The 23,064-nt window shown below is 63.7% G+C and carries 25 protein-coding genes and 2 rRNA genes; 14 read left to right on the top strand and 13 right to left on the bottom strand.

Annotated elements, in window-relative coordinates; translation table 11 throughout:
- Nucleotides 1–246 precede the first annotated feature (246 nt).
- The 7 genes from rpmH (at nucleotide 247) to AC56LW_RS11865 (ending at nucleotide 5,294) form a co-directional block, all read left to right on the top strand.
- On the top strand, nucleotides 247–381 hold the full coding sequence (rpmH, locus tag AC56LW_RS11895) for a 50S ribosomal protein L34 (protein WP_040378179.1): 135 nt from the start codon (nucleotides 247–249) through the stop codon (nucleotides 379–381).
- A 27-nt stretch (nucleotides 382–408) separates the two neighbouring features.
- Nucleotides 409–804, top strand: coding sequence for a ribonuclease P protein component (gene rnpA / locus AC56LW_RS11890; RefSeq protein ID WP_258838052.1), 396 nt, complete (start codon nucleotides 409–411; stop codon nucleotides 802–804).
- A complete protein-coding gene (yidD, locus tag AC56LW_RS11885; RefSeq protein ID WP_499634500.1) occupies nucleotides 801–1,073 on the top strand; it encodes a membrane protein insertion efficiency factor YidD in 273 nt (90 codons plus the stop codon). Before rnpA ends, yidD begins: the two co-directional genes overlap by 4 nt.
- 8 nt (nucleotides 1,074–1,081) lie before the next feature.
- On the top strand, nucleotides 1,082–2,761 hold the full coding sequence (gene yidC / locus AC56LW_RS11880) for a membrane protein insertase YidC (RefSeq protein ID WP_499634497.1): 1,680 nt from the start codon (nucleotides 1,082–1,084) through the stop codon (nucleotides 2,759–2,761).
- A 103-nt stretch (nucleotides 2,762–2,864) separates the two neighbouring features.
- On the top strand, nucleotides 2,865–4,244 hold the full coding sequence (gene mnmE, locus AC56LW_RS11875) for a tRNA uridine-5-carboxymethylaminomethyl(34) synthesis GTPase MnmE (RefSeq protein WP_499634496.1): 1,380 nt from the start codon (nucleotides 2,865–2,867) through the stop codon (nucleotides 4,242–4,244).
- A gap of 40 nt (nucleotides 4,245–4,284) precedes the next feature.
- The gene (locus AC56LW_RS11870; RefSeq protein WP_499634494.1) at nucleotides 4,285–4,866 is read left to right on the top strand and encodes a DUF1439 domain-containing protein; all 582 of its coding nucleotides are present in this window, start codon (nucleotides 4,285–4,287) and stop codon (nucleotides 4,864–4,866) included.
- A 212-nt stretch (nucleotides 4,867–5,078) separates the two neighbouring features.
- A complete protein-coding gene (locus AC56LW_RS11865; protein ID WP_499634491.1) occupies nucleotides 5,079–5,294 on the top strand; it encodes a hypothetical protein in 216 nt (71 codons plus the stop codon).
- Here AC56LW_RS11865 and AC56LW_RS11860 read toward each other — a convergent pair.
- Nucleotides 5,284–5,916: an Hpt domain-containing protein gene (locus AC56LW_RS11860; RefSeq protein WP_499634488.1), complete on the bottom strand. Its 633-nt coding sequence runs from the start codon at nucleotides 5,914–5,916 to the stop codon at nucleotides 5,284–5,286. The genes AC56LW_RS11865 and AC56LW_RS11860 overlap by 11 nt on opposite strands.
- Nucleotides 5,913–6,881 carry a CAP domain-containing protein gene (locus AC56LW_RS11855; RefSeq protein WP_499634485.1) on the bottom strand — a complete coding sequence of 323 codons (969 nt, stop codon included), beginning with the start codon at nucleotides 6,879–6,881 and terminating at the stop codon, nucleotides 5,913–5,915. Before AC56LW_RS11855 ends, AC56LW_RS11860 begins: the two co-directional genes overlap by 4 nt.
- A gap of 140 nt (nucleotides 6,882–7,021) precedes the next feature.
- Between AC56LW_RS11855 and pssA the strand changes: the two genes are divergently transcribed.
- Entirely contained in the window at nucleotides 7,022–7,804 is a 783-nt protein-coding gene (gene pssA / locus AC56LW_RS11850) for a CDP-diacylglycerol--serine O-phosphatidyltransferase (protein WP_499634482.1), read from the top strand.
- A 32-nt stretch (nucleotides 7,805–7,836) separates the two neighbouring features.
- Here the strand turns inward: pssA and AC56LW_RS11845 are convergent, their stop codons facing one another.
- The 11 genes from AC56LW_RS11845 to AC56LW_RS11795 form a co-directional block, all read right to left on the bottom strand.
- The gene (locus AC56LW_RS11845) at nucleotides 7,837–8,148 is read right to left on the bottom strand and encodes a metal-sensitive transcriptional regulator (protein WP_183555322.1); all 312 of its coding nucleotides are present in this window, start codon (nucleotides 8,146–8,148) and stop codon (nucleotides 7,837–7,839) included.
- Nucleotides 8,148–9,074, bottom strand: a complete 927-nt coding sequence (locus AC56LW_RS11840; RefSeq protein ID WP_499634480.1) for an aldo/keto reductase — start codon at nucleotides 9,072–9,074, stop codon at nucleotides 8,148–8,150. Before AC56LW_RS11840 ends, AC56LW_RS11845 begins: the two co-directional genes overlap by 1 nt.
- A 129-nt stretch (nucleotides 9,075–9,203) precedes the next feature.
- Nucleotides 9,204–10,349: a D-alanyl-D-alanine carboxypeptidase family protein gene (locus AC56LW_RS11835; protein WP_183555242.1), complete on the bottom strand. Its 1,146-nt coding sequence runs from the start codon at nucleotides 10,347–10,349 to the stop codon at nucleotides 9,204–9,206.
- Between the two features lie 103 nt (nucleotides 10,350–10,452).
- On the bottom strand, nucleotides 10,453–11,082 hold the full coding sequence (locus AC56LW_RS11830; protein ID WP_332531362.1) for an alpha/beta hydrolase: 630 nt from the start codon (nucleotides 11,080–11,082) through the stop codon (nucleotides 10,453–10,455).
- A gap of 2 nt (nucleotides 11,083–11,084) precedes the next feature.
- Complete coding sequence (locus AC56LW_RS11825) at nucleotides 11,085–11,408, bottom strand: (2Fe-2S) ferredoxin domain-containing protein (RefSeq protein ID WP_183555244.1); 324 nt, start codon at nucleotides 11,406–11,408, stop codon at nucleotides 11,085–11,087.
- A 33-nt stretch (nucleotides 11,409–11,441) separates the two neighbouring features.
- Nucleotides 11,442–12,584 (bottom strand): VanZ family protein, encoded by a 1,143-nt coding sequence (locus AC56LW_RS11820; protein WP_499634476.1) that lies wholly within the window; start codon nucleotides 12,582–12,584, stop codon nucleotides 11,442–11,444.
- On the bottom strand, nucleotides 12,581–13,204 hold the full coding sequence (locus AC56LW_RS11815) for an ABC-type transport auxiliary lipoprotein family protein (protein WP_332531364.1): 624 nt from the start codon (nucleotides 13,202–13,204) through the stop codon (nucleotides 12,581–12,583). Before AC56LW_RS11815 ends, AC56LW_RS11820 begins: the two co-directional genes overlap by 4 nt.
- A gap of 8 nt (nucleotides 13,205–13,212) precedes the next feature.
- A complete protein-coding gene (locus tag AC56LW_RS11810; RefSeq protein ID WP_332531365.1) occupies nucleotides 13,213–14,160 on the bottom strand; it encodes an MlaD family protein in 948 nt (315 codons plus the stop codon).
- Between the two features lies 1 nt (nucleotide 14,161).
- Nucleotides 14,162–15,019, bottom strand: a complete 858-nt coding sequence (locus AC56LW_RS11805) for an ABC transporter ATP-binding protein (RefSeq protein WP_499634473.1) — start codon at nucleotides 15,017–15,019, stop codon at nucleotides 14,162–14,164.
- Nucleotides 15,019–16,152: an MlaE family ABC transporter permease gene (locus tag AC56LW_RS11800; protein ID WP_499634470.1), complete on the bottom strand. Its 1,134-nt coding sequence runs from the start codon at nucleotides 16,150–16,152 to the stop codon at nucleotides 15,019–15,021. The genes AC56LW_RS11805 and AC56LW_RS11800 overlap by 1 nt, the downstream gene beginning before the upstream one ends.
- A 52-nt stretch (nucleotides 16,153–16,204) precedes the next feature.
- Nucleotides 16,205–17,707, bottom strand: coding sequence for a B12-binding domain-containing radical SAM protein (locus tag AC56LW_RS11795; RefSeq protein ID WP_499634468.1), 1,503 nt, complete (start codon nucleotides 17,705–17,707; stop codon nucleotides 16,205–16,207).
- Nucleotides 17,708–17,846: 139 nt separating this feature from the next.
- Here AC56LW_RS11795 and AC56LW_RS11790 point away from each other — a divergent pair, with 139 nt between their 5' ends.
- The 6 genes from AC56LW_RS11790 to AC56LW_RS11765 form a co-directional block, all read left to right on the top strand.
- Entirely contained in the window at nucleotides 17,847–18,161 is a 315-nt protein-coding gene (locus tag AC56LW_RS11790; RefSeq protein WP_183555251.1) for a YbjQ family protein, read from the top strand.
- Nucleotides 18,161–18,625: a YbjQ family protein gene (locus tag AC56LW_RS11785; RefSeq protein WP_332531369.1), complete on the top strand. Its 465-nt coding sequence runs from the start codon at nucleotides 18,161–18,163 to the stop codon at nucleotides 18,623–18,625. Before AC56LW_RS11790 ends, AC56LW_RS11785 begins: the two co-directional genes overlap by 1 nt.
- Nucleotides 18,622–19,434 (top strand): M48 family metallopeptidase, encoded by an 813-nt coding sequence (locus AC56LW_RS11780; protein WP_499634465.1) that lies wholly within the window; start codon nucleotides 18,622–18,624, stop codon nucleotides 19,432–19,434. Before AC56LW_RS11785 ends, AC56LW_RS11780 begins: the two co-directional genes overlap by 4 nt.
- Nucleotides 19,435–19,541: 107 nt before the next feature.
- Nucleotides 19,542–19,654: ribosomal RNA gene (gene rrf, locus AC56LW_RS11775) — 5S ribosomal RNA — on the top strand.
- 188 nt (nucleotides 19,655–19,842) lie between these two features.
- Nucleotides 19,843–22,254, top strand: coding sequence for a penicillin acylase family protein (locus AC56LW_RS11770; RefSeq protein WP_499634463.1), 2,412 nt, complete (start codon nucleotides 19,843–19,845; stop codon nucleotides 22,252–22,254).
- Between the two features lie 344 nt (nucleotides 22,255–22,598).
- Nucleotides 22,599–23,064, top strand: a 16S ribosomal RNA gene (locus AC56LW_RS11765); the annotation flags it as partial.

Raw genomic sequence — 23,064 nt, 5'->3', positions numbered from 1 at the left:
GTCGGGAAGGGCGGTGGAGGCGGCCTGCGAAACAACATCAACCTTGACACTGATGCGCGAATTAGAGTCTAATTCAGGGTTCCCCGTCCGTGCACCGTGTCAGGCTGATAATTTCAGCGGCTGGTAGTCGGGCGAAGAGAGACCTGTGGCATGACGCGAGCTTAATCTGCGAAATTGTCATCGGCGCCGAATCTGACTCAAGTCAGACCCGATTTTGCATCTTATTTTGCTTTAAGCGAGACCACCATGAAACGTACTTACCAACCTTCCGTCGTCCGTCGCAAGCGCACGCACGGCTTCCGCGCACGTATGGCTACCCGTGGTGGCCGTCAAGTCCTGAACGCTCGCCGCGCCAAAGGCCGCAAGCGTCTGGCTGTCTAAGTCACACACCGCACGTTGCGGTCAGTGATGACAGGCGAAGGTTCGCACGACTTCGCGCGCGTTCGGCGCATCGTTAAAACGGATGAATTTTCATCCGTTTTTCGTTTGCGGCCAGCGCAAAAAACGGCGCATTTCGTGCTCTATACGCGACCGAACGCACTGCCGCATGCGCGGCTGGGCGTCGTTGCGGCCAAGCGCTTTGCGCCGCGCGCGGTCACGCGCAACACGATCAAGCGCATCACGCGCGAACTGTTCCGCACCACCGGCCTGCCGCCTGTCGATTGCATCGTCCGCTTGTCGCGGCCGGTCAATGGCAAGGATGGCCCGGCCACGAACCGGGCCCTAAAGGCCGCGTTGAAGGTGGAACTGACGCGCCTGTTCGCGTCGCAGCTGCGGCGCCCGGCGCCGGTGGACGCGGCATGAAAGCGCTGCTCGTCTCGCTGTTTGTCGGGATTTTGCGCGGTTATCAACTGCTGATCTCGCCGATGCTCGGGCCGCGCTGCCGTTTCTATCCCAGTTGTTCCAATTATGCGATCGAAGCGTTGCGCGTCCACGGCACTGCACGCGGCTCATGGCTGGCCGCGCGCCGCGTGGGCCGCTGCCATCCGTGGCATGCGGGCGGCCTCGACCCGGTGCCGCCTGCAGGCACCAAGGAATCCCATTCAGCCGCTTGCGGTTGCAACCACTCCTGAAGACTCCAATGGAATTCAATAAACGTACTGTCCTGTGGATCGTGTTCGCCATTTCCCTGATTGTTCTCTGGAACAATTGGATGGTGGCTAACGGCAAACAGTCGATGTTCGCACCGGCGCGTCCGGCGCAGGTTGCCCAGCAAAAGCCATCCGATGTGCCGGCTGCACCGCAAGCGGGCAGCAATGCCGTGCCCGGTGTGCCGGCCACGCCAGGTGCAGCTGCTGTTCCTGGCGGCGCGCCAGTGGCGGCCGTGGCGAGCCCGCTCGTCACCGTCACCACCGACGTCGTCAAGGTCGACATCGACCCGGTCGGCGGCGTGATCAAGCGCCTCGAGATGCTGAAGTACCGCGATCACTTCGACAAGACCAAGAACCAGGTCCTGTTCAGCGTGAACGGTCCGAACGTGTATCTGGGCCAGACTGGCCTGATCGGCACCACCGCCACCGGCGTGCTGCCGAACCACACCACGCCGTTCACCGTGCGTCCTGGCGTGCGTACGCTGGGCGCGAATGGCCAGGTGCAGGTCGTGATGGATGCGGAGCAGGCTGGCGTGCGCCTGACCAAGACGCTGACGTTCCGCAAGGGCGACTACCTGATCGGCGTGCGTCACGACGTAACCAATATCGGCACCGCGCCGGTCCAGCCATCGCTGTACCTGCAGCTGCAGCATGACGGCACCAAGCCGGCCACCGATTCGTGGTTCATGCCAAGCTACACCGGTCCGACCATGTACACGAGCGCCGACAAGTACCAGAAGCTGACCTTCGAGCAGATCGAAAAGGGCAGTGCGGATCACTCGCTGAAGGCCGACAACGGCTGGGTCGCGATTTCGCAGCACTTCTTTGTCTCGGCCTTCATCCCGGCTGACCGCACCCCGCGCGACATCTTCACCAAGAAGATCGCCACCAACCTGTATGCGATCGGTACCGTGCAGTCGATGGGCACCGTGGCGCCTGGCGCGACCGTGTCGGTTGATTCGCGCCTGTATTCGGGTCCGCAGGACGAGCAGACGCTGGAAACCATTACCCCGGGCCTCGAGCTGGTGAAGGACTACGGCATGCTGACCGTGATCGCCAAGCCGATCTTCTGGGTCATGACGCAGCTGCACGCAATGCTGGGCAACTGGGGCTGGACCATCGTCGCGCTGACCATCCTGATCAAGCTGGCGTTCTTCCCGCTGTCGGCGGCAGGTTATCGCAGCATGGCCAAGATGCGTGTGGTCACGCCAAAAATGCAGGCAATCCGCGAACGCTTCAAGAGCGATCCGGTCAAGATGCAGCAAGCCACGATGGAGCTGTACAAGACCGAGAAGATCAATCCACTGGGCGGCTGCCTGCCGATCCTGGTGCAGATGCCGGTGTTCTTCGCGCTGTACTGGGTGCTGCAGGCGTCGGTCGAGATGCGCGGCGCGCCATGGATCGGCTGGATCCAGGATCTGACGCAGCCTGACCCGTTCTACATCCTGCCGGTGATCTACGCAGTGTCGATGTTCATCACGACCAAGCTCAATCCGCAGCCGACCGATCCGGTGCAGGCAAAGATGATGCTGTTCATGCCAATCGCGTTCTCTGTGGTGTTCTTCTTCTTCCCGTCCGGCCTCGTGCTGTACTGGGTGGTCAACAACATCCTGTCGATCGCGCAGCAGTGGGTCATCACGCGCAAGTTCGAGACGGCCGCCGCGAAGTAAGCTGTCAGCGTCATCGAGAAAAGCCCGCGCCTTGTGCGCGGGCTTTTTTGTTTTTCGCGGTCCGCCGATAGGCCCGGCCGCGCGCATCCCTTACAATCGCCCCATGAAACTCGATACCTCACCCATCGCCGCCATCGCCACTGCCCCTGGCCGCGGCGGCATCGGCGTCGTGCGCGCCTCCGGCAAGGAACTGGGCGCGCTGATCGCCGCGCTGTTCCCCGGCGTGACACTCGCACCGCGCCACGCAACCTACATCCCGTTCAAGGCTGCCAACGGCGACATCATCGACGAAGGCCTGGCCCTGTACTTCCCGGGGCCGCATTCGTACACCGGCGAAGACGTGCTGGAGCTGCAGGGTCACGGCGGCCCGATCGTGCTGCAGATGCTGCTGGGACGCGTGCTCGAAGCGGGCAGCAGCATGGATCTGCGCCTGGCCGAACCGGGCGAATTCACGCGCCGCGCGTTCCTGAACGACAAGCTCGACCTGGCCCAGGCCGAGGCGGTGGCCGACCTGATCGACGCTTCCACTGAAGCTGCCGCCAAGTCGGCGTCGCAGTCGCTGTCGGGCGCGTTTTCGCAGGTGGTGCACACGCTGGTGGATCAGACGACCAATCTGCGCATGCTGGTCGAGGCCACGCTCGACTTCCCGGAAGAGGAAATCGACTTCCTCGAAAAGTCGAACGCGCGCGGCCAGCTCGCCGGCATCATCACGGCGCTGGAACACGTATTCCGCCAGGCGGCGCAAGGCGCGCTGCTGCGCGAAGGGTTGAATGTCGTGCTGGTCGGGCAGCCGAACGTGGGCAAGTCCTCGCTGCTGAATGCACTGGCCGGGGCCGACGTTGCGATCGTCACGCCGATTGCCGGCACCACGCGCGACAAGGTCAGCGAGACGATCCAGATCGAGGGCATCCCGCTGAACATCATCGACACCGCCGGCATCCGCGCGATCAGCGACGAGATCGACGTGGTCGAGCGCATCGGCATCGAGCGCACCTGGGGCGAAGTGGGCAAGGCCGACGTGATCCTGCACCTGCTCGACGCGAACCTGGGCCCGAGTGCGGCCGATGAAGCCATCGTCGCCGCTTTCCCGGCCAATGTGCCGGTGGTGCGCATCTGGAACAAGATCGACCTGTCGGGCCACAAGCCATCGAAGGATGAAAGTACGGACGCCGTGCACTTGTATCTGTCGGCGCACGAAAAGCTTGGCATCGACCTGCTGCGCGCCGAACTGCTGCGCATCGCCGGCTGGCAGCAGACGGGCGAGTCGCTGTTTCTGGCGCGCGAGCGGCACCTGATTGCGCTGCGGGCAGCAAGCGAGCACCTGGAACTGGCGCGCCAGCATGCAATGCAGGATGACCAGTCGCTGGACTTGTTTGCCGAAGAGCTGCGGCTGGCGCAGGATCAGCTTTCCAGCATCACCGGGCAGTTCACGCCGGATGATTTGCTGGGGGTGATTTTCGGGCGATTCTGTATCGGAAAGTAAGCGTCGCGTGCGCCGCGGCCCGGCATGCTAGGCTTGGAACATGGACCAGCACATTACCTCTTCCAAGCTTCATCCCGCGCGCCGCACGGCGCTGCGCCTGACTGCCGCATTCGTTGGCGCCTGCTTACTCTCATCCTGCGCCAGCGTCCTCGGCCCGCGCCAGGTCGAGCTGCCGCTGCACAAGCTGCAATCCAGCCTCGACAAGCGCTTCCCGATCAACGAACGCCTGCTCGACATTTTTGACGTCCAGCTCACGCGTCCGCAACTGTCACTGGTGCCGGATCAGGACCGGGTTGCGCTCGCCGTCGATGCGTCGGTCGCGCCGCCGTTTGCGCGCGCCTGGGCTGGCAACGTTGCGTTCTCGGGCCGCCTGTACATCGATCCGGGGCGCGCCGCCGTCATGATGGCCGAGCCGCGCGTCGACCGCCTGCAGCTTGGCAATCCCGAGGCCGAGCGCCGGCTGGCGCGCGTGGCCAATACGCTGATCGACACTGTCGCGCGCGACATGCCGGTGTATGCGTTCGACCAGAGCGACTTGCGTTATGCCGGCGTGCAGTTCGTTCCGACGCGCATCCAGACCACCCGCACGGGCCTTGTCGTCACGCTCGAACCGGCGAAGTAACGCAACCCGATCCGCATGTTGCAGTTACGTCAAATTGCATCGGCATGGCAGGTCAGGGATTGCACCCACATTGCATTGGGAGCACACTGATACGCAAAGAACCGCAGTGATGGGTTCGCCAGTTGGGCTCACGCTTGCGCTTTCTCATGGGCATGGAGTTCCACTGAAGTAATCTTTCTCTGACTTCAGGTTGCCGTATCAGGGGGTGGATCTTGGAAACGACTTATGAAAGTTTTCCGACCGGTGGCAGGCCGCTTCAGGCGCCGCCCGTCTCGGTTGCCGCTGCCGTGAGCGCCGCGCCCACCCGCGCCAACCTGCCCGCCAAGGGCTCGTGCTGGTATTGCGAAAAGCCGCTCGACAGCGTGCGGCGGTTCTGTGGCAAGCCCTGCGCCGACGCCTTCGACGAAGAAGCCGAATTTACGCGTTGAGATCGGGCGCCGCTGCGGCGCCTGCCTGCGCCAGCAGCAGCAACGCATGCTCGAAATCGAAACGCTCGATGGACTTCTCCAGCGCCGCCATGCGGTCGGCGCCCAGCGTGACCAAGAGGCGTGGCCGCAGCAGCGCCACCAGCTCGGGCGCGCGGCCATCGCCGATGTCGAGCATCGCGCGCAGCCGCGTCAGGTCGCGCGCATCGACCGGCAGCGCGGGCAATGCGGTTGACGACACCACCGGCAAAGCCGCAGCATCCGGCGCCACCAGCAGCGCATCCACTTCCATCAGCACCCGTGTCAGCGCAACGTCCAGCGCGTCGATCAGCGCAGCCGGCGCCGCGCCGTCCTTCTTGAGCGCCAGTTCGACGTCGAGCGCCAGGTAGCGCAGCGGGAGTGCCTCCATCATGCCGGCCGCGCCCTTGAGCGTGTGGGCGATGCGCTGCGCCAGCACGGCGTCGCCGGCATCGATGGCCGCTTGCAGGCGTGCGATCAGGTCGCGGTAGTCGCCGGCAAAGCGCGCCAGCAGGCGCAGGAACATCGCACGGTCGCCCATGACCCGGTCCAGGGCGGTGTCCAGGTCGATGACAGCTGCGGCGTGGCCGCTTGGGGCGCCCGTCACCGTGTAGTGAACGACCAGGTGCGCGTGACGGCCGCACCATTGACCGTGCCAGCGAAGCTGACGTCGTAGACGGTGGCCTCGCGCAGCGGCTGCAGCGGGATGATGGCGGCAGCAGGCTTGTTGTCGGACAGCGGCGCGATGCGCAGCACGGTCAGGTCGCTGCCGCCGCGCGGGCGTACGCTGAAGCTGGTGACCGTGACGTTGGTATCGAGGTTGGTGTGCACGCTGATCGGATAGCCCACTTCGTTGGCGTCGGGGACCGGGTCGGGCTGCTCGGTATTGCTGAAGAAGTTCGGCACGACCTGGGTCTGGCCATTGAACGGCCAGGTAACGAGCGTGCCGCGTGCGATGCCGGGGCCGTAGCCGTCGCGGCTGGCGAAATCGGCCGTGAAGTAGCGGTAGCCGCTGCTGGCGATGGCTGCGCCGGTGCCGATCTCGCGGAACATCAGCTCGAAGATCACGAAGCGGTGGTAGATCGCGGTGATCAGTTCTTCGGCCATGTAGAAGCCGGAGCCGTTGCGGCTGCCCGCGATGACTTCGCCGTAGGCATAGCCACGATCGGCGCGCAACGTGTAGCCGGCCGCGTTCAGGCGCGCGCCCAGGTCGGCGCCGGTAAAGCCCTGGCGCCCGGCGACCTGGTCGTGGCTCATGAGGTTATTGACGCGCAGGTACTCGGCATGCCCGAGCGCGGCGTTGTTGATCTGCGCGTTCTCGGGTACCTGTGGCACCTTGATCTGGCTGCGGCGGTAGTTGATCCAGTTGCGCCCGTCGACGGCGATATTGCCAGTTTGCGTGGGCGCTGTGGCACCGGTGGGGTTGGGGGCCACGGACGAATCGGGATTGACGGCGGTGCCGCCAGTGACCTGGCCGGACAGGCTGTCGCTATCGCTGCTGCCGCAGCCAGCCAGGCCCAGGGCGGCCGCCAAGGCTGGGATGATCAGCTGCCAACGGAGCGCATAGCTCATTTTACAACTCCTGTCAATACGGGCTCAATTCGATATTCTAGGGCAAATTTTGACGTCATGGCGGGTGGTGACGTCAACGCGCAACCACCTTGTTTTGCAGGCTGTAGAATAAGCCATCATTTATCTTGTCGAGTCGTCCATTGAAGCCTATTAACCAACAACGCCTCGCACGCGCCAAGTTCGCCCTGCCGAGTTCCGTCACGTTGCTGTCGATTGCCTGCGGCTTCGCCAGTATCGTGATCTCGGTCGACAATGCGCGCGTGGGCGACCCGGGCGACTTCCGCCTGGCCGCCATCCTGCTGGTGCTGGCCGGCGTGTTCGATGCGCTCGATGGCTTCGTGGCGCGCGCTACCAATACCCAGTCCAGCTTCGGCATGCAGCTCGACTCGATCGCCGACGTGATGAACTTTGGCTGTGCCCCGGGCCTGCTGCTGTACTGCTACGGCTTCACGCAACTGACCGACGTGCATCCGACGCTGGTGCGCATGGGCGGCCTGGCCTGCTTCGTGTTCGTCACCTGCGGCGCGCTGCGCCTGGCGCGCTTCAATATCAGCCAGGGCCGCACTGACCCGCGCTACTTCGTCGGCATGCCGATCACCGCCGGCGCGGCCTGCGTGTCGGCCGTGGTCGTGGCCTGGCCCGACCCGGTCACCCAGATGGCCCAGGCGTTCATGGTGGCGGGCCTGATGGTGGTGGTTGGCGCGCTGATGGTCTCGACCATCCGCTTCCCCAGCTCCAAGCACCCGAGCGGCAAGCTGATGATCATCATCGTCGCCGTCTGCGCGGCCTTGCTGGCCGTGCTGCAGACGCGCTTCTTCGTGCTGTTCTTCCTGGTGTACATCAGCCTGACCTTGCTGCTCAATATCGGCTGGAAGATGGGCTGGCGCGGGGTGGCGCAGCCGAAAGTCTACGACGAAGAGTGAAGCGGCGGCCCTGACAAGGGCCGTTTTTTCGTTCAGGCGAACTTGTCGAGCATCGCCGCCAGGTGTGCGGCCCGTTCGCGGGCCTCGGGCAGGTCGGCCGCGCCGCTGGTCTGGGTCACGATCGACGCTGTCAGCAACTGCACGAACGACCGGTCGAGCGCCTTGCGCGCTGCCGCCATCTGCTGCGCCACCGCGTCGCAGTCCAGTGGCGTGTCGGCCAGCGCGATCAGTTTCTGCACGCCGCGCAGCTGGCCCTCGATCCGCGCCAGCCGGTTCAGCAGATCCTTCTTTTGCGGTGCCGTCAGCGCCTTGCCTTCGACGATCTTGACGTGGGCCTCGAGCATCAGGCGACCTCGTGGCCGCGCGCGGCGCGCAGGATCTGGAACCAGTCCTCGCGCGTAAGTTCAATCGTGGTGCCGGCCACCGCGTCGGCAATCGCCGCGATGCGGCCGGTGCCGGTCAGAGGAATCGGGCGGCTTGGCAGGCGCATGATCCACGCGAACACCACGCTGGCAAACGGCTGGTTCAAACGCTCGGCAATAGTCTGGATCGTCTGGCGCAGCACGGCGGCGCGCTCGTTGGCCGGGTCGAACAGGCGCCCGCCACCGAGCGGCGACCAGACCATCGGCGCGATGCCCAGGTCTTGCAGGCCGTCGAAGGTTTCGTCGAACAGTGGCGTGGTCACGAGCGGCGAGAACTCGACCTGGTTGGTGCTCAGCGCCACGCGGCGATTGAGCGACTCGAACTGGTGGCGCGTGAAATTCGACACGCCCACGTGCCGCACCTTGCCGGCTGCCTGCAACCGCGTAAACGCTTCGGCAATCTCGTCGAAGTTCATCAGCGGGTCGGGCCGATGGATCAGCAGCAGGTCGAGGTGATCGGTGTGCAGGCGGCGCAGCGATTCTTCGGCCGACGCGATGATGTGCGCCGCATCGGTGTCGTAGTGCTGGATCGTGTGGCCGGGATGTTTGGCCGACATGAGCCGGATGCCGCACTTGCTCACCAGTTCGATGCGGGCGCGCAGCGAAGGCTGGGCGCGCAGCGCCTCGCCGAACAGCATCTCGACACCGTAGTCGCCATAGATATCGGCATGGTCGAACGAGGTCACGCCCAGCGCGATGCATTGTTCGATGAACTCCACGCGCGCCGCGACCGGCATCGCCCATTCGGTCATGCGCCACATGCCGGCGACGATGCGCGAAAGCGTCGGGCCGCCTTCGCGCGTGAGGGTGCGGGGGCAGCGCAGATCGGCAGGAAGGGCAGGCGACATCGTGTTTCTTTCGTCATGACAGGATTACACGATTATAGCCCTGCCACCGCCAACCCCTTGCCGGGCTCCCATGAAAAAAGCCCGCCGGCGCAGATGCGTGGGCGGGCTTGTCAGGCACTGATGACCGGATTACTGCATCCAGAGACGCATCGAATCCCAGGCGCGGCCAAAGATGCTCGCTTCCTGAACTTCTTCCAGCGCGACCACCGGCAGCACCAGCAGCGGCTTGCCGTCGACCGTCATCTTGAGCGTGCCGACCGCGCCATTGCGCGCCAGCGGCGCGACCAGCGGATCGCGGCGCTCCAGCACCGGCTTGAGTTTACCTGCGACGCCCTTCGGCACGGTCACCAGGATATCGCGCGTGAAGCCGATCTTCACGGTTGGCTGTGAACCCTTCCAGATCTGCGGGGTCTGGATCGCCTGGCCTTTGGAATACAGCTTGACGGTGTCGAAGTTCTGGAAGCCCCAGTTCAGCAGCTTCTGGCTTTCTTGCGTGCGCACCTCGGTCGAGCTGGTGCCCAGTACGACGGCGACCAGGCGACGTTCGCCCGTGCTGCCATTCGGCCGGCGCGCCGACGAGATCATGCTGTAGCCCGACGAATCGGTGTGGCCGGTCTTCATGCCGTCGACGGTCGGATCGAGCCACAGCAGGCGGTTGCGGTTCTGCTGCGTGATCTTGTTGTACGTGAACTGCTTGATCGAGTCGATCTTGTAGAACTCGGGGAAGTCGCGAATCACGTGCGAGGCCAGGTTGGCCAGGTCGGCGGCGGTCGAGTAGTTGTTCGCGTCCGGCAGGCCATGTGGATTGGCAAACCGTGTGCTTTTCAGGCCCAGGCGCTGCGCTTCGCGGTTCATCAGCGTGACGAAGGTGGCTTCGTCGCCGGCGACGGCTTCGGCGATCGCGACGGCGGCGTCATTGCCCGACTGGATCATCAGGCCATGCAGCAGGTCGCTGATCGAGACCGGCACGCGCGGGTCGATGAACATCTTCGAGCTGCTGCTGTCGACTTTCCAGGCACGCTCGGACACATTGACCATCTGGTTCATCGACAGGCGCTTGTCGCGGATCGCCGAAAACGCGACATACGCGGTCATGATCTTGGCCAGCGATGCCGGTTCGATGCGCATGTTCTGGTCTTGCGACGCGATGACCTGGCCGCTCGTGGTGTCGAGCAGCAACCACGACTTGGCTGCGATGGATGGAGCCGGTACGGTTTGCGCACTGGCCGAGATCATTACCAGGCTGGCGGCGAAGGCCGCTAACAGTTTTTTCATGGAAACGTTCGTCATTGTAAAAGGTGGAGCGGTGGTAGAGCGCAAGGCAATGCCCGGGGGCACTGCCTCAAGAGAAGGGAATGATTATAGGGGACTGTGACCGTTAAATGTCACGGCGCCACAGTTGAACGACCAGATTTTTAATATGGCCGAGCCTGCGATGGAAGAAGTGGTCGGCGCCCGGAATGATGATTACCGGGATATCGAGCGGGCGCGCCCAGTCGAATACCTGCTGCATCGTGATCGTGTCGTCCTGCTCGCCGTGGATCAGGATCGTGTCTTGCGGCACGGGCGGCATCGGCCATTTGCCGGCCGCGGTGCCCACCAGCACCAGGCGCTCGGGCGCGCGACCTTCGGCTTCCAGGCGCAGCGCGAACTGCGCCTGCACGAAGGTGCCGAACGAAAAACCGGCCAGCGTTACCGGCAGGTCGGGGTAGCGCGCACGCATGTGCTCGTACATGATGGCCATGTCGTCCACTTCGCCCTTGCCGTCGTCGTACACGCCTTCGGATTCACCGACACCGCGGAAATTGAAGCGCGCCACGGCGTAGCCCAGTGTGACGAAGGTGCGCGCCAGCGTCTGCGCGACCTTGTTTTCCATGGTGCCGCCGTACAGCGGGTGCGGGTGCGCGACCAGCGCGATGCCGCGCGGAGCGGCATCGGGCAGGTCAAGCAGGCATTGCATCTTGCCGGCGTCGCCGTCCAGATAGAATTTTTGCGAGTGGATGTTCATGGTCAGATCTTGAGACGGTCGACGACCTTGCCGCCGACCAGGTGGGTATCGATGATGTCGTCGATATCTTCGTTATCGACATAGGTGTACCAGACGCCTTCCGGGTACACCACGAGCACGGGGCCTTCTTCGCAGCGGTCGAGGCAACCGGCCTGGTTGATGCGGACCTTGCCTTCGCCGCTCAGGCCCAGTTCCTTGATGCGCTTCTTGGCGTGTTTCTGGGCTTTTTCAGAGCCGCACTTGCCGCAGCTCTGGCGCGCATCCTTGCCTTCGCGCTCGTTCATGCAGAAAAAGACGTGGTGCTGGTAAAACGGTTGGTCGGTCATGGCGTTCTCGTCGAAAAAGGCAGAAGTATTATCTTACTGGCGATTGAGTTTATGTGACGGCAGCACCAGGAACCAGAGCGCGAAGAAGGGCCAGCTCAGTGACAGGAACCACGCCGCGCCATTGAAGTTCAGGAATTTGCCCTGCACCCAGCCTTGCAGCGTCGACGAGAAATACGGGTTCACCGGGATCGTGTTGACGACCACCAGCGCCAGCACCAGCGTCACCACCGCCAGGCGCCGCTGCGCCACCTGTGGCGCGAAGACCAGGCCCGAGAGCATGATCATGCCGATCAAAAAGCCCCCTTCGGCGCCCGGCGTGACCCAGACGAACGCATTATCGGGCCGGAACAGCAGCGAACTGGCAAATGCCTTGAGCACCAGCGCGGCAGCCAGCAGGGCAATCATCAGCCAGAAGCGCGGGGCGCCGCGCCGCACGAGGCACATCAGCGTGAGCGCGGCGCCGGTCATGCCGCAGGCGGTGATGATGGTCTCGGACAGCCAGTACTGCTCGACGCTCATCGTCACGCCGGGGCGTAGCATCGCCACCAGGTCGATCTCGGCATCGAACCACGACGACAGCCAGCCGGAGACGATCGGCAGCACCTGGCCGTGGCCGAACAGGTAGCTTTGCGGGTAGATCTGCGCCAGCGGCCACATGGCCACGAGCACCAGGCCCTGGCTCGCATGCGGCGCGAACCAGCGCTGGCGCAGCTTGAACAGGCGGCTGCGATCGAGCAGGCCAGGTGCCCACAAGGCGCCCAGCACGGCGCCGAGCAGCGCGCCGCCCGCATTGGTGACGAAATCGAGGTTCGACGGCACGCGGCTGGGCAAAAAGTTCTGCACCGTTTCCATGACGCCCGTGGTGAAGATGCCGATCAGGGCGGCCAGCAGCACCGCCCAGATGCCCCGTACGCGGGGATAGAACGACAGTACCAGCAGCATTCCGAACGGGATGTAGCCGGCGATATTGACGCCGACGTCGAAGCCCGTGAAGTAGCGCTGCTTGACCAGGTTCAGAAACGCCAGCGGCGCCACGCCCGTATCGCGCCAGCCGGTGAACGGAAACCAGCTGGCATAGATGATCAGCAGCAGATACGCCATCAGCGCGGCGCGCACGATCGGCGAACCGCGCGAGCGGCCGGCCGCGACTTCGGCGGAGATGGCCCCGTCGCTCATTTGCCCTGCAGGTCGAGGGTCGACAGCCAGTTCTTGAGATCGAGCGCGATCCGGTCGGTGCCGGCGGCCAGCGCGGCTACGCCGCCGGCGGCGTCCTGGCTCGGGGCAGGGGCATTGTGCGCGAAGCTTTTCTGGGCCACCAGGCGATGGTCGGCGAGGACCGACGCGCGCAGCAGGATCTGCCCTTCGCTTGCGCTGGTGCTGGAAAACGCGTGCACGAAGTCGTCGACTTCGATGCGCAGGATTGGCACGCGGTTGGCCGCGTCGGTGGCCGACAGCACCGTGACACCGGCCTGCGCCAGGCGCACCTTCAGGCGCCGCGTGACCAGGTCGAGCGGCGTGCCGCTCCAGCGGCTGCCGGCGTAGGTACGGGCCTGCAATGGGTCGGCGTAATTCAGCCGGTAGACCATGCGCTCGTTGTCGAGGACAGCGCCGCCGGTGGCGTCCATCACCACGATCGGGGGCAGCGACGCCGGTTGCACGGGCGTGGACACCTGGGCCGACGGCGCGCCGAAGTCATAGATGGTATTGGGCGCGCCCTTGTTGCTGGCGCAGCCGGCCAGCAGCGCGGCGCCAGCAACGGTAACGGCAACGGCGAGGCGGTAGGGGCGGAGATTCACGGGGGTCCTCATTTGGTCGGGGGCGCGAAGCCTGGCTCGCCCGGCCCGGGCGCGTCGCCCGGTGTGCCGAACAGGATGCTTTGCGGGCGGTCGGAGAACGAGTTCGCGGTACGGCGCACGGCGCGCAGCGAGGCGCGTGCTTCGTCGGTCATCTGCACTACGTGCGGCAGCGTTTCCAGTTCCAGCTCGCTGGTGGCTGCGCCGAGCGCGCCGATGGTGCTGTTCAGGCGTTCGATCGGGCCGTCCGGCGCTTGCAGCCGCGTGGCCAGGTTGTCGTAGTTGCGCGTCATCGAGGTGGCGCTGGTGGCCAGCGTGTCGATCGAGTCCATGCTGCGGTCGACCTTGGTGATCAGTGACGGCAAGCGGTCGAGCACCGGGTCGAGCCGCTGCGGGATCGCTGCGTAGGCGTCGGCGGCGCGGTCCACGCTCTCGAACGCACCGAGCATCGTGGCGCGGTTTTCCGGGCTGAGCAGCTCGTCGAGGCTGGTCGTGATCTGTTCGGCCTTGACGAGGATGGCCAGGCCGCGGTCCTCGAGCTGATCGAGCAGGCCCGGACGCAGCGGGATGCGGGCGATCGCGTCCGAGCCTGTCTTCAGGCGCGGCGACCCGGTGCGCTCGTCGTTAAGCTGGATGAACGCGATGCCCGTCACGCCCTGGTAGCCCAGCGAGGCGTAGGTGGTGCTGGTGATGGGCGAGGCCTCATCGACCGACAGGCGAATCAGGATCTGGCCGGTGACGCGCGGATCGAAGATGATCGTGTCGACGCGGCCGATTTCCAGGCCGCGATAGCGCACCGTCGCTTGCGGATTCAGGCCGGGAATCGACTGGGTGGTGACGATCTCGTACGGCACCAGCTCGGTCTTGTCGCGGTTGAACCAGAGGCCGATCAGCACCGTCGCTACCAGGAGAGCGATCGTGAAGATGCCGGTCATCAGCGCATGTGACCTGTTTTCCATACTAGTGTGTCTCCGATTCGTTCTGGGCCCGGCGCTCGTCGAGCACTTCCAGTGCCCGCTGGCCGCGCGGGCCCAGGAAAAAGTGTTTGATGAACGGGTGCTCGACCTTGAGCACGTCGCACGACGGTCCCACCGCCAGCACGTGTTTTTCGGCCAGCACCGCGATGCGCGAGGACAGCGCGAACAGCGTGTCCAGGTCGTGCGTGACCATCACCACCGTGAGTTTCAGTTCGCGGTGCAGCGTCTGGATCAGCGTGACGAAGGCGTCCGACAGGTCGGGGTCCAGGCCTGCGGTCGGTTCGTCGAGAAACAGCAGCTGCGGTTCGAGCGCCAGTGCCCGGGCCAGCGCTGCGCGCTTGACCATGCCGCCGGACAGGTCGGCCGGCATCTTGGCCGCGTGCTCCGGCCCCAGGCCCACCATGTCCATCTTGAGCAGCACCGCGTCGCGGATCACGTCTTCGGGCAGCGCATGCAGCTCGCGCATGGGCAGGGCGATATTGTCGAACACGTTCAGCGCCGAATACAGCGCGCCCTGCTGGAACAGCATACCCCAATGGTTGCGCATGCGTTGCAGCTGCTCGGGCTTGGCCGCGCTGATGTCTTCGCCGAATACGTGCACGCTGCCCTGTGACGGGCGCTCCAGGCCCAGCATCTGGCGCAGCAGCACGGTCTTGCCGGTGCCCGATCCGCCGACGATCGACAGGATCTCGCCATCGTAGATCTCGAGGTTCAGGTCCTGGTGCACGACGGTGCGGCCGAACCGGGTCCACAGGTTGCGGATCTCGACGACGGGTTTGCCGACGTCTTCGTCGGGCCGCAGGTTCAGGCGCTGGGGGGATTGTGGTTGGGTGTCGGCCATCAGAATCCCGTGTTGCTGAAGATGATTGCGTAGACCGCGTCGGCCAGGATCACCACCGTGATCGCGGTGACGACCGAGGTCGTGGTGCCGCGGCCCAGGCTTTCGGTATTGGCCTTGATGCGCAGGCCAAAGTGGCACGCGATCAGCGCGATCAGCACGCCGAAGGTCGCGCCCTTGAGCAAGCCAATGGTGTAGTTCACGAACGGCACTGCATCGGGCAGCTTTTGCAGGAAGTAGCGGAAGGACATGCCCATTTCGATTTTTGCCGACACCATGCCGCCCAGCAGGGCCATCGCATCGGTCCAGACCACCAGCAGCGGCATCGAGATCGCCAGCGCGATCACCTTCGGCAGGATCAGGCGGTAGCCGTGCGAGACGCCCATCACCAGCATCGCATCGAGTTCCTCGGTCACGCGCATGACGCCCAGTTGCGCCGTAATCGACGAGCCGGAGCGGCCGGCGACCAGGATTGCGGCCAGCAGCGGGCCCAGTTCGCGGATCACCGCCATGCCGAGAATGTTGACCAGATAGGCGTCGCCGCCGAACATGCGCAGCTGCTGTGATGACAGGTACGACAGGACGATCCCGATCAAAAAGCCCACGATCGCCGTGATGCCCAGCGCCTGGAAACCGGAGTGATAGATATTGGCCGAGATTTCGCGCCACGGGCCGGTGGCCGGGCGGCGCACGAAGCGCCACAGGTCCTGGATCACGATGCCGATCAGGCCAATGAAGCTGCGCAGGTGCGCAAAGAAATCAAGCATGCCGGCGCCAAGCCTGATCAGCCAGTCGAAGGGACTGACGCGCTGGCGCGGCAGCGTGATCTTGCTGGCTGCTTCGATGCGCTTGAACAGGTCTTCCTGGCGCGGGTCGAGCGTGAGACGTGGCGGGCGCTGTTTGTTCCAGGTATTCCAGAACATCTGGGCGCCGATGTGATCGAGGCTGTCGACGTTTGAGAGGTCCCAGGTGCAGGCTGATTTATCCTTGAGGCTCGCGAGCTGGCGCGTGATGCCCTTCAATACACCGTGCTGCGACAGGCCGTGGACTTGCCAGACCCCGCTGGCGACGACAGATTGGCCCGCCCCCTGGCCGGCCTGTTGAATGGTTAATGTTGGCGCATTTTCAATCTGCATTGCGGCAGTGTAAAAGAGAATCGCGCCCGCTGCCACATTGTTGGTTTCGCGATCAGGCCGCGAGGTGGCGCGCCTGTCGCGACGGGGCCACCGCGCGTGCTGCATCTGCCACTGGTTGCGGCGTGCGCGCCGGCGCGTCGACCTTGCCGGCGTAGTCGCTGGCGAGCAGGCTGGCCGCTTCATGCGCCGCCATGCCGCGCAGCTGTAAGTACTCGGCCACCAGCTTGGCCAGGCGATCGAGCGCGATGCGGTGCGTCGCATCGGTGCGCGTGTAGATCCAGTCCGAGAACGCCATGAAGTTGTCGAACGGCGCCTCGCCCAGCAGCACCGGCGTGGTGTTGGCAAAGCGTCCCGAGTTGGCCACCAGATCCCAGTAGCGCGCAAAGCGCACCAGGCGCTGCATGGTCGCAAAGTCGATCTTGTCCGTCGCCAGCACGGTGTACGGCGGGTACGGGTCGTAGACCATGCCGAAGGCTTCGGTGTGGCGGATGATCGGCGTACCGCGCAGGCGCTTGAGGATGCCGAACTGGATTTCCTCGGCGCCCAGGCCCACCAGTTGATCGAAGCCGCGCGCGAAGCTGGCCACGTCTTCGCCGGGCAGGCCGGCAATCAGGTCGACGTGCAGGTGGGCGGTGGCATGCTGCGTGAGCCAGCGAATGTTCTCGGCCGCCTTCTCGTTGTTCTGGCGGCGGCTCACGAGCGCCTGCACCTCGGGATTGAAGCTCTGGATGCCGATCTCGAACTGCAGCGCGCCGGCCGGGAACTTGGCGATGGTGTCCTTCAGTGCATCGGGCAGGTGGTCGGGGACCAGCTCGAAGTGGGCGTAGATCGGGTCGTCCGGATACTGCGCGATTTTATCGAGGAAGAAATCCATGATGCGCAGGCTCGTCTTGACGTTCAGGTTGAACGTCCGGTCGACGAATTTGAAAAGGCGCGCGCCGCGTACGTACATCGCTTCCATCTCGGCCAGGAACGCGTCGAGCGGGAATGGCCAGGCTGTCTTGTCGAGCGAGGACAGGCAGAACTCGCACTTGAACGGGCAGCCGCGCGAGGCTTCCACGTACAGGGTGCGGTTGGCGATGTCGTCGTCGTTGTACAGCGCATAGGGCAGGACGATCGCGTCCATTGGCGGCTGCACGCCGGCGTGGATCTTCATCAAAGGCTTCGGGCCGTTGAGGATCTCGCCGCACAGCTTGGGGAACGTGACGTCGCCCCAACCGGTAATGACATAGTCGGCCAGTCCGACGATTTCCTGCTCGCCGGTCTCGTGCGAGACTTCCGGGCCACCCAGGATGATCTTGACGGCAGGCGCAACGCGCTTGAGCATTGCCACCAGGCGCGTGGTTTCTTCGACGTTCCAGATATACACGCCAAAGCCGACGATGCGCGGCGCATGCGCCAGGATGCGCTCGACGAGATCGGCGGTCTTGGCGCCGGTGACGAATTCCTGGATGCGGGTCTGGTCCTGCAGTGGCCCCATATTGGCCAGCAGGTAGCGCAGTCCGAGCGAGGCGTGCGTGTAGCGGGCGTTCAGGGTGGTAAGCAGGATCGACATGGTGGCGGCAGGCTGAGGGGGTTTGAAGGCGGTATTTTACTGTGATGCTGCAGTCAATCGCGTGACTATGCATTCGGCATTGCTTCTAATAAAGATTGGCGCCTACAATCGGCGACCCCTTATTCAGAAAGTGCCTTCCATGTTCATGACCAATATCGAAACCGTTCCGGGCAAGACCATCACGGCGTGCCACGGTGTTGTCTCCGGTAGCTCGGTGCGCTCCAAGCACGTGGGCCGCGACATCATGGCGGGGCTGAAGAACATGGTTGGTGGCGAGCTCAAGGGCTACACCGAGTTGCTGGAAGAATCGCGCGCGCAGGCCACCGAGCGCATGCAGGCGCAAGCCACGCAGATGGGAGCGAACGCCGTCGTCAATGTGCGCTTCTCGACCTCGTCGGTGGCAGCCGGCGCCGCCGAGATCTATGTCTACGGCACTGCAGTGACGGTGGGCTGATGGACTTAATTTTCCTGATTGTCTTCTGGTCGGTGCCGATCGGGTTGGGCTACGTCTTCGGACGCATGGCCGAAGCCAGGCATTACCGCTCCATCATCGCCAGGGAAAAAACGTGGCTGCACTTGCCGGCCACGTCGCTGAAAACCCTGCTTGGGTCTGGGCCGGTGGCGCGCACTGAACTGGTCACGGGTAGCGTGGTGGTGGCAGTCGACCACTTCAAGAAGGCGGCGTCGGCGCTGCGCTCGCTGGTGGGCGGGCCGGTGCAGTCGTATGAAACGCTGCTCGATCGCGCCAAGCGTGAAGCGGTGCTGCGGCTGAAGGAAAGCTGTCCGGGCGCCCATGAGATCGTCAACGTGCGCCTTGAAACGATGCCGCTGACGGGCAACCAGCGGCAGATCAATGGTGTCGAGGTCCTGGCCTACGGCACCGCCATCTATTACGCAGAACAGAGCGCCGCACCATGAAATACCAGGCTTCGCTGCCCGAACACAACGACAACGTCACGCCTGGCCATCCGCTCAAGGATTTCCTGTTGATTCTGGCCGGGCTGTCGGCGGCGGTGGTGGTGGGCTATCTGGTGCTGGGCTGGCTGGTCGATGTGGTGGTGGACCGGATGGGACCGGAGACCGAGGCACAGTTGACGCAGATGGTGGCATGGACGCCGCCCGCGAGCGAGCCGGCGATGCGCTCGCGCGAAGCCTGGGCCCAGGGCCTGGTTGATGGCATGCGCCAATGCGCCGGCGTCAGCGGGCCGGTCACGGTGCGGGTGAACCGCTCGGACACGCCCAATGCGATGGTCGCGCCAGGCGGCGTGGTGGTGGTGTTCTCGGCGCTGTTCGACAGTGTGCAGTCCGAAAACGGCATGGCGTTCGTGCTGGCCCATGAGCTGTCGCACATGGCCAACCGCGATCACCTGCGCGCAGTCGGCCGGCGCGTGGTGCTGATTGCTGCTGCCACCGTGCTCACGGGTGACGGCAGCGGGACGGCAGGCGTGCTGGCCCCAGCGCAGCATCTGGGTGAGTCGGGGTATTCGCGGGGCCGCGAAGCCGCTGCGGATGCAAAGGCACTGGCTATCCTGCAATGTCGCTACGGGCATGCTGGCGGCGCCACCGAATTGTTTGCCACTTTGCAGCGCGAGGAGGGGGCAACGCCGGCCGTGGTGCATTACCTGGCGTCGCATCCGTCGATGGCCGCGCGCATCGAGGCCGTGCAGGTGGCGATGCGCCAGGCCGGCTTGCAGGCTGGTGCGGTGCAGCCGTTGCCGCGTTTTTGATGGGGTGTGCGATAAAACTGGCGGTATTGGAAATTGCTTGTTAGAATGCGAGCCGGAATTCAGGAAGCCTGTTGCCCAGTAGAGGAACAGTTTTCCAGCAAGTTATGCCTGATGACCATAGCAAATCGGTCCCACCCCTTCCCATCCCGAACAGGACCGTGAAACGATTTTGCGACGATGATAGTGCTGCAACCAGTGTGAAAGTAGTTTATCGTCAGGCTAGTTATATAGAGAAAGCCCACCAGGTGTCTGGTGGGCTTTTTTGCTTTGGCGTGCCGCTTTGTCGCGTTGATGCCGCGTCCATGCGAGAGAAATAGCACATCGGCACTATTTTAGGATTAAAGTATTGCATTAGTTTTACTTCGTCATGGTTCGATCGCGCGGCGCCTGCCGCAGAAAGCGTCTCTCATGCAACGTCGTCATCCTGCTGCGCCCCGTCGCCTCCTTGCAATGTCACTCGTGCTGGCGCTGGGCGCCTGTGGTCGGGATCATGATGACGACCCCGCCGTTCAGCCGCCGCCCCCAGCCACCGCCGCCCGCATCAACGTGGACGTCGCCCGCACCACGCATGGCGTGCCACATGTCCGGGCCGACGACTTCCGCAGCCTCGGCTATGGCCTGGCGTATGCCTATGCCCAGGACAATGTCTGTATGTTCGCCGATGCGGTGCTGACCGTGCGCGGTGAGCGCTCGCTGTTCTTTGGCGGCGACGCACGGCCACGCCAGCGTACCGGGGACGAGTATGGCGGCGGCAGCGGGTTCATGGACCTGAACAACGAGGACAGCGACTTCTTCTTCAAGGGTTACCTCGACATCGAGCAATTGCGCGCGGGGTATGCCAGCGGCACCCGTGAGCCACGCGACCTGCTTGAAGGCTATGTCGAAGGCTATAACCGGTACCTGAAGGATGCGGGAAGCAAGCTGCCGGCGGCCTGTGCCAACACGAAATGGGTGCGCCCGATTTCACTCGACGACATGATGCTGGTGGTGGCGGAGAAGGCACTGCACGCATCGGGCCAGGCCTTTGCCCGAGACTTCGTTGCGGCTGGCCGGGTTCCCGGCGTACCTGTGACGCTGGCCAAACTGGCGCCGCGAAAGATCGACGCGTCGTCGCTGGTCGCGCAGCTCGATCTGCTCAACCGGCAAGGCTTCGGCAGCAATGCGCTGGCGGTGGGCAAGGACTTGTCCGCCAATGGGCGCGGGCTATTGCTTGGCAACCCGCACTATCCGTGGACCACGACCGACCGCTTCTATCAGGCCCACCTGACCGTGCCGGGGCGTTACGACGCGATGGGTGTGATCATCGGCGGCGTGCCAGCCGTCGTCATCGGCTTCAACCGTGACGTCGCCTGGAGTCACACGGTTACGTTCGCCAATCACTTCACCACGTTCCGGCTGGCGCTGGATCCCGGCGACGCCACTGGCACCACGTATCTCTATGACGGTGCGCGGCGCACGATGACGTCGAAAACGGTGACGGTCGAGGCGCTGCTGCCCGATGGCCTGATCGGCCGGCGTACCAAAACCTTTTATTTCAGCCACCAGGGTGCCGTCATCAGCCGGCCGGCTGCGGGCCTGACGTGGACCGCTCAGGCTGCTTATGTGCTGGCAGACCCGAATCGCAGCAATACCCGGATGCTCGAGCAATGGCTGGGCATTGGCACCGCCACCAGTGTGCGCACGCTGAAGGATTCGCTCGACAACGTGGTGGGATTGCCATGGGTGAACACGGTGGCGGCCGACCGTGACGGCAATACGCTGTATGCGGACGCCAGTGTCGTGCCGCACATGAATGCGGACAAGTTCGTCAACGGTTGCCTGTTGCTGCAGGCGGCGCTGCTGTTCGACGGATCAAAGAGCAGCTGCGGCTGGGGGCAGGATGTGGGCGCGCCGGCCGGCATTTACGCACCGGCCACGGCGCCGTGGATGATGCGCACCGATTACGTTGGCAATTCGAATGACAGTTACTGGCTGACCAATCCGAAGGCGCTGCTGACTGGTCCGGCGCCGCTGGGCTATTCGCCGCTGTACGGACGCGTGAATGCCGAGCAAAGCCTGCGCACGCGGATCGGGTTTCGCCAGGTCGAGGATCTGCTGGCCCAGCGCAACAAGTTGACCCTCGCTGACATGCAGGCGCTGGCGTTCTCGAACCGCGTCTATGCGGCTGAGCTGGTGTTGCCCGAGTTGTTGACGGCCTGCAGCAGCGCGAGCAGCACGCTGATGCATCAAGCCTGCACGACGCTGCAAGCGTGGGACCGGCGCGCCGATCTCGATAGCCGGGGCGCCGTGCTGTTCCGCGAATTCTGGGCGCTGGCAACAGCGATCCCGAACAAATGGGCACGGCCGTTCGATCCGGCGGATCCGGTCAATACGCCGGCCGGCGTGGCGCCGGCGGCCATGCCTGCCATGCTGGTAGCGCTCAGGACAGCGGCCGACAAGCTGCAATGGCTCGGCGTGCCACTTGATGGCCGCCTGGGCGACTATCAGGTCGAACCACGCAATGGCGTGCGTATTCCACTGCACGGCGGCAATGGGAATCAGGAAGGTACGTATGGGTCCCTGACGATGCGCAGTGGCTTGACGGCACAAGGCTATGTCGGCGCGCACTGGGGTCAGAGCTATTTGCAGACCGTGACGTTCGACGAGCAGGGGCCTGTGGCGCAGGCGATGCTGACGTATGGGCAGTCAGTCGATCCCACGTCGCCGTGGTATGCCGACCAGACGCTGCTGTATTCGCGCAAGAGCTGGCCACGCCTTCCCTTTACACAAGAGAAGATCAAAGCTGACCCGAACTACACCACCGTCACGCTGCGGGAGTAGCGAAGCAGTTTCGTGTAGACATGGCGTCAAATTTGTCACACAACTGAAAAATAAGCTGTTGACGAAGCTCAGCAGGTCGAGCATAATCTCATTCCTCTGCTGCAGCGAACAAAACGATTCGAAGCAAACGGCAGATGAAGCACCGAATAAAGTTCTTTAAAAATTAACAGTCGATAAGTGTGGGCGTTTGATGAAGGTGCCAAAGACTTCGGTCTTTGATTACTTAAATTATCAAATGTTCACAAAAAAGAAATACGTTGCTCAGCAATGAGTAACGGTCAGTATTTTGAGTGAGCGACCCCTGCCGCAAGGTAGGGTGGCAGAAATGCCAACAAACAGAGATTGAACTGAAGAGTTTGATCCTGGCTCAGATTGAACGCTGGCGGCATGCTTTACACATGCAAGTCGAACGGCAGCGCGGGGCAACCTGGCGGCGAGTGGCGAACGGGTGAGTAATATATCGGAACGTACCCAAGAGTGGGGGATAACGTAGCGAAAGTTACGCTAATACCGCATACGATCTAAGGATGAAAGCAGGGGATCTTCGGACCTTGTGCTCCTGGAGCGGCCGATATCTGATTAGCTAGTTGGTGAGGTAAAGGCTCACCAAGGCTACGATCAGTAGCTGGTCTGAGAGGACGACCAGCCACACTGGAACTGAGACACGGTCCAGACTCCTACGGGAGGCAGCAGTGGGGAATTTTGGACAATGGGCGAAAGCCTGATCCAGCAATGCCGCGTGAGTGAAGAAGGCCTTCGGGTTGTAAAGCTCTTTTGTCAGGGAAGAAACGGTGAGGGCTAATATCCTTC

It is taken from the genome of Telluria sp. LT2P80 (genome assembly GCF_059685955.1).
This window is presented reverse-complemented; position numbering and strand designations above follow the sequence as displayed.

Excerpts from the sequence above, each read along its gene's own strand:
- rpmH (WP_040378179.1), top strand. The coding sequence starts at position 247 with ATGAAACGTACTTACCAACCTTCCGTCGTCCGTCGCAAGCGCACGCAC.
- AC56LW_RS11780 (WP_499634465.1), top strand. The coding sequence starts at position 18,622 with ATGAAATACCAGGCTTCGCTGCCCGAACACAACGACAACGTCACGCCT.
- AC56LW_RS11825 (WP_183555244.1), bottom strand. The coding sequence starts at position 11,408 with ATGACCGACCAACCGTTTTACCAGCACCACGTCTTTTTCTGCATGAAC.
- AC56LW_RS11790 (WP_183555251.1), top strand. The coding sequence starts at position 17,847 with ATGTTCATGACCAATATCGAAACCGTTCCGGGCAAGACCATCACGGCG.
- AC56LW_RS11820 (WP_499634476.1), bottom strand. The coding sequence starts at position 12,584 with ATGAGCGACGGGGCCATCTCCGCCGAAGTCGCGGCCGGCCGCTCGCGC.
- AC56LW_RS11800 (WP_499634470.1), bottom strand. The coding sequence starts at position 16,152 with ATGCAGATTGAAAATGCGCCAACATTAACCATTCAACAGGCCGGCCAG.
- AC56LW_RS11845 (WP_183555322.1), bottom strand. The coding sequence starts at position 8,148 with ATGCTCGAGGCCCACGTCAAGATCGTCGAAGGCAAGGCGCTGACGGCA.
- AC56LW_RS11835 (WP_183555242.1), bottom strand. The coding sequence starts at position 10,349 with ATGAAAAAACTGTTAGCGGCCTTCGCCGCCAGCCTGGTAATGATCTCG.
- AC56LW_RS11855 (WP_499634485.1), bottom strand. The coding sequence starts at position 6,881 with ATGAGCTATGCGCTCCGTTGGCAGCTGATCATCCCAGCCTTGGCGGCC.
- AC56LW_RS11785 (WP_332531369.1), top strand. The coding sequence starts at position 18,161 with ATGGACTTAATTTTCCTGATTGTCTTCTGGTCGGTGCCGATCGGGTTG.
- AC56LW_RS11810 (WP_332531365.1), bottom strand. The coding sequence starts at position 14,160 with ATGGAAAACAGGTCACATGCGCTGATGACCGGCATCTTCACGATCGCT.
- mnmE (WP_499634496.1), top strand. The coding sequence starts at position 2,865 with ATGAAACTCGATACCTCACCCATCGCCGCCATCGCCACTGCCCCTGGC.
- yidD (WP_499634500.1), top strand. The coding sequence starts at position 801 with ATGAAAGCGCTGCTCGTCTCGCTGTTTGTCGGGATTTTGCGCGGTTAT.
- AC56LW_RS11840 (WP_499634480.1), bottom strand. The coding sequence starts at position 9,074 with ATGTCGCCTGCCCTTCCTGCCGATCTGCGCTGCCCCCGCACCCTCACG.
- rnpA (WP_258838052.1), top strand. The coding sequence starts at position 409 with ATGACAGGCGAAGGTTCGCACGACTTCGCGCGCGTTCGGCGCATCGTT.
- AC56LW_RS11870 (WP_499634494.1), top strand. The coding sequence starts at position 4,285 with ATGGACCAGCACATTACCTCTTCCAAGCTTCATCCCGCGCGCCGCACG.
- AC56LW_RS11830 (WP_332531362.1), bottom strand. The coding sequence starts at position 11,082 with ATGAACATCCACTCGCAAAAATTCTATCTGGACGGCGACGCCGGCAAG.
- AC56LW_RS11805 (WP_499634473.1), bottom strand. The coding sequence starts at position 15,019 with ATGGCCGACACCCAACCACAATCCCCCCAGCGCCTGAACCTGCGGCCC.
- yidC (WP_499634497.1), top strand. The coding sequence starts at position 1,082 with ATGGAATTCAATAAACGTACTGTCCTGTGGATCGTGTTCGCCATTTCC.
- AC56LW_RS11770 (WP_499634463.1), top strand. The coding sequence starts at position 19,843 with ATGCAACGTCGTCATCCTGCTGCGCCCCGTCGCCTCCTTGCAATGTCA.
- AC56LW_RS11795 (WP_499634468.1), bottom strand. The coding sequence starts at position 17,707 with ATGTCGATCCTGCTTACCACCCTGAACGCCCGCTACACGCACGCCTCG.